This is a genomic window from Desulfotignum phosphitoxidans DSM 13687, from assembly GCF_000350545.1.
GTDB classification, from domain to species: domain Bacteria; phylum Desulfobacterota; class Desulfobacteria; order Desulfobacterales; family Desulfobacteraceae; genus Desulfotignum; species Desulfotignum phosphitoxidans.
The window spans coordinates 479,301-493,024 of record NZ_APJX01000001.1 but is presented as its reverse complement, the minus strand read 5'-3'; the positions used below and the strand labels follow the sequence as shown (position 1 = coordinate 493,024).

Here is a 13,724-nt window from a genome sequence, read left to right as displayed (position 1 = left end):
CTGTTCGAAAGAATAGGTTCATATATCAGGAAGGTTTATTTATTCCCGTAAACAATAAAAAACAGGGGCGATGACTTTGTGCCGGCCCCATAAGGGTTCACCCCGAAATGCCTGGGGATGTCACAGGAAAGAACCTGCTGGAATCCTGCCTTTTTCATCAATTGACCGACATCTTTCAGGGTCACTCCTTCATACAGGGGAAGAGAACCGATCAGCGAGGCATAGTGGGAAAAGAAACGGCATGAAATCAGACTGCGGGTTTTAAAAAAACTTGTTACAGTTTTTATTACCAGATGGTGGATTCCGGGCCATGTGGTATTGCGCCAGTAGCCGTCGGAAATAATGATACGGCCCCCTGGCTTCAAAACCCTGTGCCATTCCGTAACGGCGGCCTCGGGATTTGGAAGGGTCCAGACAAGATTCCGGGTGACAACTACGTCAAAAGCATTGTCTTCAAAGGGAAGTTTTTCCGCATCACCGGTCCTGAAGTCCACACACAGTCCTAATTCTTTGGCTTTCAGGGCGGCCCGTTCGATCATGCCCGGGGAAATATCGATCCCTGTCACATCAAATCCTGCCTGTGCCAGGTAGAAGGCCAACTGTCCCGGACCTGTCCCTACGTCAAGTGCCCGAAGGCCTTTCCCCCGGAAATGGGACACCAGGCCATTGATGGTGGATTCCCAGTTATTTGCTGTCTCGATGGATTTGGCCAGATCCAGTTCGTAACTGGCACTTCGCCAGTTCCAGTATTTTTCGACTCTGCTTTTCAGTCTGTCGCTGTCACAGGCAGCCATGGATTATTCCTCCTGTCTCAACTGTACTTTAGGGCATGCCATAAAAAAACCACGAAGGGTGGCATGCGGTAATCGCCAGAACCTTCGTGGTCCTTTTTGTTATGGATGCCGAGAGCAGTGAAACTTACGGCTGTCTAAGCATTTTGCAGAATTCATACTGAACCTTTGCCTGTCCGACCTTCTTGGCCGTAATGAATTTGTCAGGCTCTAACAGGTTCAGCAAAATGTGATTTCGATATCACATTATTTAGATTCAATCTATGGAAAATCCATCTTTCTGTCAAGTGATTTATGTCAGGAGGTCACTACGTGACGGTGAGAGATAGAACCGTAAAGTCATGGGGTATAGTATACTTCATTTTGATTTCGGAATGAAAAACGAACGCCAGAAAAAAGCCGAGTTTTTCGATCCTGTCTTTGAACCTCGGTCCCACAGTTCTGATTGCGGCGCTTGACATGGATGATAATCAAGTATAAAGAAGAGTGTAAATTTGCAAGTGGTTCCATGGACTGGTCCTGGAACCTGAAAAGGGAAAACAGTGAAACTCTGTTGCGGTCCCGCCGCCGTGAATGGTGACCCGCTCTGCTCAAAGCCACTGTGATATCATGGGAAGGCGCAGAGGGGGGATGACCCTGAGCCGGAAGACCTGCTTGCAAACAGGTGGTTCTGCACAGCGCGGTACTGTACAGAGGCATGACAGAGATTTTGAAAACGGAAGATCTCGGGGACTGGCCCCGGGATCTTTTTTTTTGACCATTACCGCAAAACACAGGAGAGATAGATGAAGAAGATCATGCTGAAATGGATGGCGGTGTTGATCATGCTGTTGCTTTCCACAAAGGGTTTTGCAAAGGATATACAGGCTGAAACGTCCTATAAACTGGACACCGTGATCGTGACTGCCAAAAGAACCGAGGAAAGACTGAGAGATGTCAGTCAGAACATTACTGTTTTCACACAAAAGGATATCGAGCAGTCCGGGGCGGTTTCTGTGACGGACCTGCTGAAAAAAGCCGGAATCCAGGTGTACAGTGACGGCGGAGCCGGCTACGGCAACGAGGGCGTGGTCATCCGGGGCGGCCGCAGTTCCATGCACGGGTTTGATATTGCCGGCGATATCCTGGTTCTGGTGGACGGTCATCGCACAGGCTCAGATTTTCTGGGAAATATCGGCTTGGAAAATACGGAGCGGATTGAGGTGATCCGGGGGCCGGGCGCGGTTCAGTACGGGGCGGCAGCCATGGGCGGCGTCATCAATATCATTACCAAACGGGGAAGAGAAAAGCCGGAAGGTTTTGTCGAAGCCGGTGCCGGCAGCTGGGGGGAACAGCGTTATAAAGCCGGTATATCCGGGAAAGCGGGGAACCTGGATTTTGCCGGGTCTATGGCCTACTTTTCCCGGGACGACTATGAGCTGGGGAATGGGGATACATATGAAAACAGTGATGTGGAAGACCGGGTGCGTTACAACTTCAATACCGGCTGGAATTTCAATGACAACCACCGCCTGGGCCTGATTATTCAGGGATCAGACACCAACGATGCCGGCAAGGGTGAAGACGCGGCCAGAACCTATTATTACTATACCCGCCAGGACCGGGACAACCACACGATTGACCTTTCTTACAAGGGACGTAACGAAGCCGGTGCCACCACCTGGCTCACCCGGTATTTTCAGGGAGAGGTCAACTACGACCTGAAGCGGTTTACCAAATCCAGCACCACCCGGCTGCCGCTATCAGAGAATTCCAACCATTTCCGGGGATCCCAGGCCCAGGTCAGCCATGACTTTGGCCGGTTCAATACCGTGGCCGGCATGGACTGGATGTCCTATGAATTTGACCAGCGCCAGGACGGCGACGCTGCCGGTGCATCGACCCGGAATACTGCCCAAAGCGATTTTGACAATATCAGCGGTTTTCTGATGGGTGATATCCATCTGCTGGAAAACCGGAATCTGACCTTGTCTGCCGGAATACGGTACGATGTGTTTGATGTGTCGGTGAATGCCAGGAAGATCAAGGAGGATGTGACCGTATCCAGGGAGGTCGACAAACACAGCTGGAATCCGTCCTTTGGGGTTGCTTACAGCCCAACAGATTTTCTCAAAGTGCGGGCCAATTATGCCACGGCGTTTAAAATGCCGCTGCCCCGGCAACTGACGGGATATACCGTCATGATGTCCACGCCCTTTATCGGGAACCCGGATCTGGAACCGGAAAAAAGTGACAACTATGATCTGGGATTTGACCTGGACTGGGAGTCTTTGTTTGTATCGGCCACCTGGTTTTACAGCGATTACCAGGACATGATCGGATACGAGACCCACAACAGCGCAGACGAACATTACAGCGGCAAGCACTACTGGTACTATAATGTGGATACCGCCGAAATTCAGGGAATTGAACTGGGGATGAAACTGGATCTGGCCCAATCCCTGGGATGGTCTTTTCAACTGGAACCCTATGTCAACTGGACCCATCTCCTGGTATTTGAAGACGGCAATGGGTATAAACTTCCGGATCGTTCCCGGGACAGCCTTTCCGCCGGTCTGGTGTTCGGGGCCCGAGAAACCGGTCTGACCGCCAGCCTGGATGCCACCTATTACGGCACCCAGTATGCGGTTGACCGGGAATCCGGGAGCAGTGTTGTTAACGCTCAGGAAAAACTGGAAAATGTGGGAGATGCATGGGTGATCGATTTCTCCTGCAGCCAGCGCCTTTTCAAGCTTGAAAAATCGAGGGAAGTCCGATTAAGGGCGTCTATTCACAACCTGTTTGACGAATTCTATTCCACTGACGAGGATGACTGGATGCCGGGCCGGTCATTTTACCTGGGGGTGGAATACCGGTTGTAGAGGGAGATGGGAAACATTATATTTGATATGGTGTTGCAATGAAATTATTTCTTGACAATTGGCTTGCCAACCGATATGAATCACGAAAATTATCTGGCTGAAGCCGATAGAAAATGGTTCCCCTTATTTGGGGAATAAAAAAAAGCACATAGTTTCAAAACCAAACCACGAAGGTTGAAAAAGGATTAGTATCCTTTTCTAACTTCCGTGGTTTTTTTTTGATTATTGTTCAATCGGATGAAAAGGAGGAAAAGTTGAAATCAGTTTTTATGAAGCGGTTTTTTATTATCATTTCGTTCGGATTGTTTGGAATTATTTCAAGCCCAACCTGGGCGGATGGAGTTTCCGATATAGCAACGCCAGATGAATCAGTGGCCATTGAAGATGTTACTGTTATTGGAAAAAGGTCTGTTTTAAGATACTCACAGGATCTTGATTTGTACGGACACTCGGTGGAAGTGATAACCGGTGAACAGATCCGGGAGGCTGGTTTTGTTGACCTGACCAAAGCAATTCAGGCAATGGTTCCGGGTATTTTTACCTCGGCACGTCAGGGAAGGGGTGGGTGGACCTATACTTACCTGCATGGAAGCGATGACATTCTCTGGCTTCTGGACGGGGTCCGGATTACCAACCCGCTTTATGCGTCAGACTGGTCCGCAACCCTCAGTATTCACCAGGTTGAACGTATTGAAGTCCTTAAGGGCGGAGAAAGTGTTTTTTATGGGTCTGGCGCAAGGGCCGGAGTGATCAACATTATTACAAAAGAAGTAGAGAATGAAATAACCGGAGAAGCAGGCGTTTCATACGGAGAAATGAATTACAGGGAAGGATACGGATACGTCACCGATACGGTAAATGGCCATGGATTCATGATTTTTGGAAGTTATGAAGCCTCTGATGGGTACCAGGTATGTGATGATCAGTCCTTTGCCAATGCGGGCAATGCCGTAAAAGATCGAGAGGTGGGGTATGACCGGACGGTCATCGGCGGAAAATACCGTAAACTGTTTGATCTGACCGGTGAAGCGGTCTTGACGATGCAGGCCCAGACCCAGCAGGGATTGTTTGAATACCCATATCCCCAATATCGGTATGCCGACAATGACTGGAAAGAGGATTTGGTCGTATTGAACTGGGACCATACAGTGAATGACAATTTTTCTTATTATCTGAAAAGTTATGTCCACACCTGGTGGGGAGAGGTGACGTTTTTAGATCTGAATGGTGGCTATGCCTGGGGAAGCGCCAGTAACGATGCCGTATGGGGATATGAGGACATCGGCGTCAATTTAAGCACCAGCACCACATTCGGGGCAGGTCATGAACTGATTACCGGGGTTGACTATCAGACCTACTGGGGAGAAGAAGAGGTCATGGATGTCCCCAAAACCGACAGCACCCATGCCTATGCCGGATTCGCCAGTTTCAGGCCCTATCTTTCTTTTTTCCCTGAAGCCAGACTGGCGGCCGGAATTCGTTATACAGCCACCAATGAAGATATGGATTCCACGATCTGGGATTTGAGTTTCAGAACCCCACTGTGGGATTCGTATTACTTAAGAGGAACAATGGGAACGTCATTCACCCTGCCTACCTTGATGCAGCTGTATGGGACCTACAAGTCCGGCGGCACTGTCGGCAACCCTGATCTGACACCTGAAAAAAGTCAGAACATCGATCTGGGGTTGGGCGGCCAGTGGAATTTTTTCAAGGCTGAGGTCGGATATTTTTATCAGGATGTTGAAGATATGATTACGACCACCACCTTAACCAGTGGACCAAACGCCGGTGCATCCTCCTATATCAATGCCAATGGAACCACTGACATTGACGGAGTTGAAGTTCTGGTCGGAATCGGTCCTTTCAATGGGTTCAGCTTAAATTTGAGTGCGAACTGGGTGAATGCGGAAGACAAGGAAACCGGTGAACAACTGGAACGGATTCCGGAATTCTATACCACTGCCAACCTTTCCTACCGGTATACAGACGGTCGTTTTGGTGGTGATTTGATGACCCGATACACAGGTGATGTCTATGAAAGAGGGCTGGGTTCCTTCGACGATGTCAATTACGGGGGGTTTTTCGTGGCTGATGCGTCGATATTTTATAAATTCGGCAGCAAAAACCAGCATAAGGTAACCTTCCGGGTCGAAAATATTTTTGATCAGGATTATGCCACCCGTTATAACCGGGTGGCCAACCCCAGTGAGTTTTTATATTACCAGCACGGGCTTCCCAGAAACATCATCGTTGGATATACGTATTCATTTTAAAAATTATGAGAATTCAAGTTGCACCATCGCTTTTTCTGCTGGCGGGCATGATCTGTTTTTTCATTGAGTGGATCTGCCTGCCCGATGCCTCATTTGCCGGGCAAGGCCAAAAAGAAAAACAGATAACGGTCACGGACGGTACCGGCCAATCCGTGACCGTTCATCTGCCCATCCAGAGGATCATTGTTGAATATATGGATAATGCCGAATTGATCCGAATATTACAGCGTGAAGACAAAGTGGTGGCAGTCGCTGGATACGACTACGTTTTTCAGGATTGCCTGCGCCAGTTTCCCAAGTTCAGACGGCTGCCTTCCGTGGGCCATCCATGGGGGCTTGACTATGAAACCGCATTGGGAATGCGGCCGGACCTTCTGCTCACCTTTGCATCCCAAAACCGGGAAAAACGGATGAATCTTCCGGGAGTTGATATTCTGTTTTTAGGTCTTTACCATCCTGATCTTATCCAGCCTGACAACTCGAGTTTTGTCAGGGGAGTTCGAAATCTGGGCCGGCTTTTGGATGCCCGGGAACAGGCAGAGACGTATATTTCATGGTACAAGGATATTCTGGCAACCATATTGGAGCGGACGGAAAAACTCCAACCGGAGGAAAAACCAACAGTGCTGATTTCCTCCTATCCCCGGTGCAATTCGGCTGGAACCCGGTATTGCGCCTATTCGCAGAATGATACCTTGAGCCAGGCCAGCCGGATTGCCGGGGGACGTAATCTGGTTGATTCACTGCCGTATGAACAAGGGGTATCGCTCCCCCTTGATCCTGAATGGCTGATCCGTGAAAATCCGGATTTCATTCTGCTTCATGCTGTTGATGATATCAAGGCTTCCGGGTATGAAACAGACGATATCTCTTATCTTGAATCGGGTGTGGCCCAATTTGCCGAAGCACCTGAACTTGCAAGTGTTACGGCCGTAAAAAACAGACACATTTATGTTCTTGACGGTCATTTCAGGAATGATGCAAGCGGCGGGGCTTTGGCTGCCGCTTACCTGGCCGCACTGTTTCATCCGGATCTTTTCAAAGACATCGACCCTGAGGTGTTTCATCAGGAATATTTGAAAATGCAACGCCTTGAATACGACCTGGATCAACAGGGTGTTTTTTTCTTTCCGCCGCTGAAAAATGACACCGGACTGGCCGGCATACCCGACCGGTACAGGGAGAGCTTTTTTTAAAATGAAGCAAAAAAATGTCTTGAGAAATGCCTATTTCAAAAATTATCGCCAAAAAATGATGATGATCACTGCGATGCTGATATTGATCTGCCTTACTGCAGGGATATCCTTATCTCATGGATCAATGGAGATCGGATTTCGAGCGGTATGGTCAATGTTATGGCAAATCTGTACAGAAGGGTATACGGATGAAGATCCCCGCCAAACCATTATCATGGTATTGCGTTTGCCACGGGTGGTGATGGGTGCTTTGGCCGGGTTTGGGCTGGGTGTTGCCGGTGCTGTCTTCCAGGGGGTGCTGCGTAACCCCCTGGCCAGTCCTACTACCTTGGGTGTCAGCGCAGCGGCCGGTTTGGGGGCGGCCCTGGCCCTGATTTTCAATATCGGTTTTGCCGGGAAGAATTTTTTGGTGGTGGGGAACGCCTTTGTTTTTTCAATGATTCCTGCCATGGTTATTTTCAGCATTGCCAGGTTTCGGCAGGCCACTCCTGAAATGATGATTCTTTCCGGAATCGGCATGTTCTATATTTTTGGAGCAGTGACCTCCATTCTTGAGTTTCTGGCGGCCCAGGATGCGCTCAAGGCAATGGTGGTCTGGTTGATGGGGAGCCTGGGCCGGGCCAAATGGGGAGAGATCATGATAACCGCAATCGTCTTAGGAATCAGTACCCCTCTGGTGATCTGGCGTTCATGGGACTTGAACCTGATGAGCTTGGGAGATGATGCCGCCAAATCCCTTGGCACCAATCCTGACAGGAGCCGGCTGATTCTGATGGCCATCGCCTCTCTGATTACCGCAACGGTCATTTGTTTTACCGGAATGATCGGTTTTATCGGATTGGTTTCCCCCCATATCTGCAGAATGTTTATAGGGGCTGATAACCGGATGCTTGTGCCGGTGTCCGGAGTATTCGGGGCTGCATTTCTGATTGCTTCGGATCTGGTTTCCCGAACCATTATCTCTCCGGTCATTATCCCGGTCGGTATCATCACCTCCTGTGTCGGGGGGCCTTTGTTTCTGTATTTAATCATGACAAAGAAAAAACAATATTGGTAACAGATATGGAAGTCCGTCTTGAAAAAGTGGCGTTCAGTTATGGAAAGTCGATGGTTCTGGACGGCATTTCCATTCGCCTGGAACCCGGCAATATTGTGGCAGTCTGTGGTCCGAACGGTGCTGGTAAATCTACTCTTATCAAATGCATCAATCGAATCCTTTCTTTCAAAGGAACCATTTTGATATCAGAAAAAGATATCAACACACTCAAAATGACTCAGATTTCACAACAGGTGGGCTATGTCCCACAGGACAATGCGCAGGTTTTTTCAATCTCTGTATTTGACATGGTGATGATGGGCCGTCGGCCATATATTGGATGGAGAAGCCGGGAGAAAGATCGCGAGAAAGTGTTGGAAATACTGGAACTCCTGGGCTTGTCACACCTGGGATTCAGGGATTTCAATCAGTTGAGCGGCGGTCAGCAGCAAAAAGTCATTATTGCCAGGGCCCTGGCACAGGAGCCGGATGTTCTCCTGCTGGATGAACCCACTTCCAGTCTTGATTTGGGTCATCAACTGGAGGTTATGGAATTGATACAGTCTTTGGTGGCTGAAAAAAATATTTTGGTGGTCATGAGTGTCCATGATTTAAATCTTGCGGCCTGGTATGCGGACCAGATAATAATGCTCAAAGAATGCAAGGTTGCCTGTTCCGGAGTGCCGGGTGACATTATAACGCCTGAAAATATTTTGTCTATATATGGGGTAGTGGCCCAGGTGAAAATAGAGCAGGAAAAACCTTATATAATCCCTTTGCACAAGGTTAAAACAGGCGGTTGAATCTATGAAAGGAGTAACATTATGAAAATTTTTTGGACAGCATTGGCGTTGGTTTTGGTCTCAGCGGCGCCGGCATGGGCTCATGACTGCTGGCTTCAACCGGATCGTTTCAAAATGGGTCTTGATGCACTTCTAATGATTCGACTTCTTGTGGGGCATAAACTCAAAGTCGATAAAGAGTTGCCACTGGAAAAGAAAATGACCCCTCGCTTTTCTATACTGACCCGGGACAAGGAGGTGAATCTGCTTCCCGTACTGGACGATGAAAGCCTCCCGGCACTAAAGATTCATCCACAGTTTAGTGGGACGGGAATGGTGGTAATGGACAGGGGGTTTACAGAAATTTTTCTGGAAAACGACAAATTTTCTTCATACATTGCCGGCGAGTATCATTCTCATTTGCTTGATCAGGTCGAAGCCAATCCCAGAGAAAAGCAAAAAGAGGAATATGCACGATGCATGAAAACCCTTGTTCATGTGGGTGATGCTTCCTTCACCCATGAACTCGTTTCCCTGGAAACCGGGCAGAGATTAGAGATACTTTTGCTTTCTCGCCCTTTATCAACGGAACCTGTTCGAATCAAAGTCCTGTTTGATCATGAGCCGTTGCCCAATAAAACCGTTACAGCATTCATAAAGAATCAGGATGCCATGGTTTCTTTAACTGCGGTGACCGGCGAAAATGGAGAGGCTGTGTTTGACAACCCGAAATCCGGCATGTGGCTGATTCGCCTTGTCCACCTTTTTGCCTGTGAGGATGAAAGGGATATGGATTGGACCAGCTATTGGTCCTCTTTTTGTTTCGAAAGAGTGTAACATTATCCAATCAGTATAAAAGAAAGGAAATATCATGTCGGTGATTGAACCAGAATTTTGGGAAAGACAATGGCATGAGGCAATTGCTGAATCACCTGCCCAAAAGCGGGAATTGACTCCGGAGGGCGAAAAAATTGACCGTTGGAACAAGATGGCTGCGGATTTTGATAGGCGTGTTTCCGGGAACAGATCAATCGCCCGGCACAGGGAAACCGTGTTGAATCTGTGTGCCCAGGGCATGCTTAACAAGGACTCAATCGTCTTAGATATTGGGGCTGGCCCCGGGTCATGGGCTTTCCCCCTGTCAGAACATTGCCGTCATGTGACTGCCCTGGAGCCGGCCGATGCCATGGCAGACATTCTGGCATCCCGGAGCCGTGAACAAAAGGTGACAAACATCACTATCCACCGGAATACCTGGCATTCCGCAGATCTTGACGACTTAGGTTGGCACAAGGCATATGATCTGGTGTTTGCTTCCATGACCCCGGGTGTGGATGGCCCCCCCACTTTGAAAAAAATGATGGCTGCCTCCCGGGGATACTGTTATCTTTCCACTTTTGCTGCGCCGGGAATGCAAAGCCAGTACGCACCGCTCTGGGAGATATTTTTCAATGAGCCCCTGGGGCATACGATCTATGACATCATTTACCCCTTTAACCTGATCTATACGATGGGGTACCGGCCCAGTCTGACTTTTTCCGACTGGGAAGAAGAGGAGGCCATTGGTCGAGAGGAGGCGGTCCGGATGTTTACCAGTTTTTTTGAAAATTACATGGAAATCACCCCCGGTGCCAAAGTAACCATAGAAGACTACATCGATAAACACACCAGAGACGGTAAATATATGCGGCCTTGCAATATCCGGATAGGGACCATGATCTGGCAGACTGAGCTGGAGAGGCAGGTATGAGGATGGGTAGAAAAAAAGGGACGGTCATACGAAAGAAGTTGCTGCCTCTGATGGTGGTACTGTTGTGGCCGGTTTTTACAGCAACGGCAGCGGAGACGGCCGCTGTTGTGGAAAAGAATGTGTCAACGGCCATCGATGTCCGCCAGGCATCCCAGAAAGAACAGGAAAAATGGGATGTTCAACGGGCGGAACTGGCGGCTGAGTATGACCGGCTCATAGCGGAAAATGAGATCCTGGAAGCAGAAAACAAACGCAGGTCAGACAGGTCCGCCTCACTCGGGCAGGAGGTCGCCCTGCTGGAACAGGAAAAAACGCAGACCCGGCAGGTCCGGGAGGAATTGCTGCCGTTTCTGGCAGAGGTGCAGGCGGATCTGATCCGGCTGAAGGCCGAAGACATTCCGTTTCTGCGGGAGGAGCGCAGTACGCGCCTGCAAAAACTGGCCGCCCTTATGGATGATCCCGAGGTCCCGGTGGCGGAAAAATTCCGCAGGACCATGGAGGCCTTAGGTATCGAAGCGGAATACGGCAATACCATCGAGGTGTATCACGACCGGATTCTGCTGGGGGACCAGCAGGTGTCCGGGCAGATTTTCCGGCTGGGCCGCATCAGCCTGTACTATATGTCCCTGGATGGACAGGAGGCGGCTGTGTTCGATGTGGGGGAGCAGCAGTGGCGCCGTCTGGATGACCGGTTTGTTCCGGCGGTATCCGCAGCGGTGGAGATTGCTTTGAAACGGCGGACCGCCGGTATTCTGGACCTGCCCCTGGGCCGGCTGGCAGTCCCGTGAAGGAGGCGGAAATGAATCTTATGAATCCTGCCCGTCTTATGAAATCATTGATCAAAAAGGAAAATGCTTTCCAGGACAGTGTGTTGATCTTCCTGGCCTGCCTGATTCTTCTGATTTGCTTCTGCCCGTCCGGGGTGGCGGCCCGGGACATGCGCCAGTCTTTTGCCGTTCAGGCGGAAAAGCGCGCCCGGATGGAAGAAAAAGCCCGGCAGGAACTGGCCGGAGCAAAAGCCGAGGCACAGGAGCGGACCAGGCAGATCAAACAGGACAAAGATGCCCTGACCGCAGCCATCCAAAACCTCAAAAACCGCAACAAAGCCCTGGAAAAAGATAACGGAGAACTGGCACAGCTGATCCAGGACCGGCAGGCGCTCAGAGAGTCCCTGCTGGAGGAACTGGCCTTGTCCCGGGCGGAAAACAGGGAGTTGTCCGGATTTATCCGCAGTGCGGCCAAAGACCTGGAAGCGCTGTTGATACAAAGCCCCCAGAGCGCCTTGTCCGACAAGCGTCACGGCTTTTTGGCCCCGGTGATCCATGAGGAGCGGTTTCCCGCCATGGCAGATATCCGTGCCATGGCCGATGCCTGGTTTCATGAAATCACAGCCGCAGGGCAGGTCAGGACCGTTACCGGCACCATCATCGACCGCCAGGGCCTGGACCGGGAGGCCCGGATCCTGATGCTGGGCAATTTTACCGGGATTTATGTGCTGGAATCCGCCGATACCGGTGAACCGGAGATGGGGTTTTTGCTGTATTCCGACAACAGCCAGCGGTTTTTTGCCCTGTCCCGGCTGCCGGACGCCGGCACCGTGCGGCAGATCCAGGCGTATCTGGCCGGGGAGCGGGCGGATGTCCCGGTGGACATCTCCCGGGGAACAGCCCTGCGCCAGTACACCCTGGAACTGGACCTGGCGGAGCAGGTCCCAAAGGGCGGGCCCATTGTGTGGCCGATCCTGGGCATCCTGGGCCTGGCCCTGCTCATCCTGCTGGAGCGGCTGGTGTTTTTCTTCCGCAGACAGATGAAACCGGAACCGTTTATGGACAAACTCCGGGGCCTGGTGGCCGTTGGCGACTGGGAAGGGTGTGACGCCCTGTGCCGGTCCCGGAAAAACAAATGGATCCCCGGCATCCTGCTTACGGCCCTGACGTTCCGGGACCACACCCGCCAGGATATGGAAAATGCCCTTCAGGAAGCGATCCTGGGAAAAATACCGGCCATCGAGCGGTTTGTCTCCACTCTGGGGATGCTGGCGGCCATCGCACCGCTGCTCGGGCTGCTGGGCACGGTCACAGGGATGATCAACACCTTTCACGTGATCACCTATTACGGGGCCGGTGATCCCAAGATGATGTCCGGCGGCATTTCTGAGGCCCTGGTCACCACCATGCTGGGGCTGACCGTGGCCATCCCGATCATGCTGTTTCACACGCTGTTGTCCCGGCGGGTGGAAACCCAGATCAGCCAGATGGAGGAAAAGGCGGTGGCGTTCGTGAACATGGTTTTCAAGGCCAGAAACGAGTGCTGCAGGCATTAACCCATGACGGCCCATGAGATTATGGCAGGGATGCTGCCGCTGTTTGACAACCTGGCCGCCTATATCCGGTCCGGGGGGATGGTCATGGTGCCTATCCTGGCGGTGTCCCTGGTGATGTGGGTGCTGATTTTCAACCGGGTCTGGTTCATGCGCACCCTGTATGTGAAAAATATTTCCCGGTCCCGGTCCGGGGAACTGGTGCGGCTGAACCAACAGCCGGCAGACCGGTACAAAGGGGCCAACAGCCTTCTGGTCCGGCAGTTTCTGGCCCGGCGCACCCGGGACCGGGACCTGGACGGCTATATCCTGGATGAGACCGTGATGGGGTTGTGCGCCTCCTTGGACCGGTACCTGGCCGCCATCCGGGTGCTGTCCGCCGTGGCGCCGCTGCTGGGACTGCTGGGCACGGTGGTGGGCATGATGCATACCTTTGAGGTGATCACGGTGTTCGGCACGGGCAATGCCCGTGCCATGGCCGCTGGTATTTCCGTGGCCCTGATCACCACCCAGACCGGGCTGATGGTGGCCATTCCAGGCCTTTACATGGCGGGTTGGCTCACCCGCCGGTCCCGGAACCTGAAAAACCGGATCGCCGCCACAGGCATGTACCTGCGGCGGTTCATTTGACCGCCGAGCCCGGGAAAAGATACCAACCCATGAAAGAGTGCCGTGTATTGTCCGGTTCTTTCATGTAACACGCACCGCACCG

11 protein-coding genes and 1 riboswitch are annotated in these 13,724 nt (G+C 51.3%); of the genes, 10 read left to right on the top strand and 1 reads right to left on the bottom strand.

Annotation, left to right across the window (positions count from 1 at the left end):
* Positions 1-35: 35 nt before the first annotated feature.
* Entirely contained in the window at positions 36-794 is a 759-nt protein-coding gene (locus DPO_RS02300; RefSeq protein WP_006964025.1) for a class I SAM-dependent methyltransferase, read from the bottom strand.
* 478 nt (positions 795-1,272) lie between these two features.
* Positions 1,273-1,463: riboswitch (cobalamin riboswitch) on the top strand.
* 113 nt (positions 1,464-1,576) lie between these two features.
* On the opposite strand from DPO_RS02300, the gene DPO_RS02295 reads away from it, so the two are divergent.
* From DPO_RS02295 to DPO_RS02250, 10 genes are all read left to right on the top strand, one after another.
* Positions 1,577-3,652 carry a TonB-dependent receptor plug domain-containing protein gene (locus tag DPO_RS02295; RefSeq protein WP_006964023.1) on the top strand — a complete coding sequence of 692 codons (2,076 nt, stop codon included), beginning with the start codon at positions 1,577-1,579 and terminating at the stop codon, positions 3,650-3,652.
* Between the two features lie 452 nt (positions 3,653-4,104).
* The gene (locus DPO_RS02290) at positions 4,105-5,928 is read left to right on the top strand and encodes a TonB-dependent receptor plug domain-containing protein (RefSeq protein ID WP_160166881.1); all 1,824 of its coding nucleotides are present in this window, start codon (positions 4,105-4,107) and stop codon (positions 5,926-5,928) included.
* A gap of 5 nt (positions 5,929-5,933) precedes the next feature.
* Positions 5,934-7,124 (top strand): ABC transporter substrate-binding protein, encoded by a 1,191-nt coding sequence (locus DPO_RS02285; protein ID WP_006964019.1) that lies wholly within the window; start codon positions 5,934-5,936, stop codon positions 7,122-7,124.
* Positions 7,072-8,181, top strand: a complete 1,110-nt coding sequence (locus DPO_RS02280; RefSeq protein ID WP_328284763.1) for a FecCD family ABC transporter permease — start codon at positions 7,072-7,074, stop codon at positions 8,179-8,181. The genes DPO_RS02285 and DPO_RS02280 overlap by 53 nt, the downstream gene beginning before the upstream one ends.
* A gap of 5 nt (positions 8,182-8,186) precedes the next feature.
* The gene (locus DPO_RS02275; RefSeq protein ID WP_006964015.1) at positions 8,187-8,963 is read left to right on the top strand and encodes an ABC transporter ATP-binding protein; all 777 of its coding nucleotides are present in this window, start codon (positions 8,187-8,189) and stop codon (positions 8,961-8,963) included.
* 21 nt (positions 8,964-8,984) lie between these two features.
* Entirely contained in the window at positions 8,985-9,779 is a 795-nt protein-coding gene (locus DPO_RS02270) for a DUF4198 domain-containing protein (RefSeq protein WP_006964013.1), read from the top strand.
* Positions 9,780-9,813: 34 nt separating this feature from the next.
* Positions 9,814-10,692 carry a methyltransferase domain-containing protein gene (locus tag DPO_RS02265; protein WP_006964010.1) on the top strand — a complete coding sequence of 293 codons (879 nt, stop codon included), beginning with the start codon at positions 9,814-9,816 and terminating at the stop codon, positions 10,690-10,692.
* Complete coding sequence (locus DPO_RS02260) at positions 10,689-11,480, top strand: DUF3450 domain-containing protein (protein ID WP_006964008.1); 792 nt, start codon at positions 10,689-10,691, stop codon at positions 11,478-11,480. Before DPO_RS02265 ends, DPO_RS02260 begins: the two co-directional genes overlap by 4 nt.
* 11 nt (positions 11,481-11,491) lie before the next feature.
* The gene (locus tag DPO_RS02255) at positions 11,492-13,015 is read left to right on the top strand and encodes a MotA/TolQ/ExbB proton channel family protein (protein ID WP_006964006.1); all 1,524 of its coding nucleotides are present in this window, start codon (positions 11,492-11,494) and stop codon (positions 13,013-13,015) included.
* Positions 13,016-13,018: 3 nt separating this feature from the next.
* Positions 13,019-13,642, top strand: coding sequence for a MotA/TolQ/ExbB proton channel family protein (locus tag DPO_RS02250; protein ID WP_006964004.1), 624 nt, complete (start codon positions 13,019-13,021; stop codon positions 13,640-13,642).
* Positions 13,643-13,724: the final 82 nt, after the last annotated feature.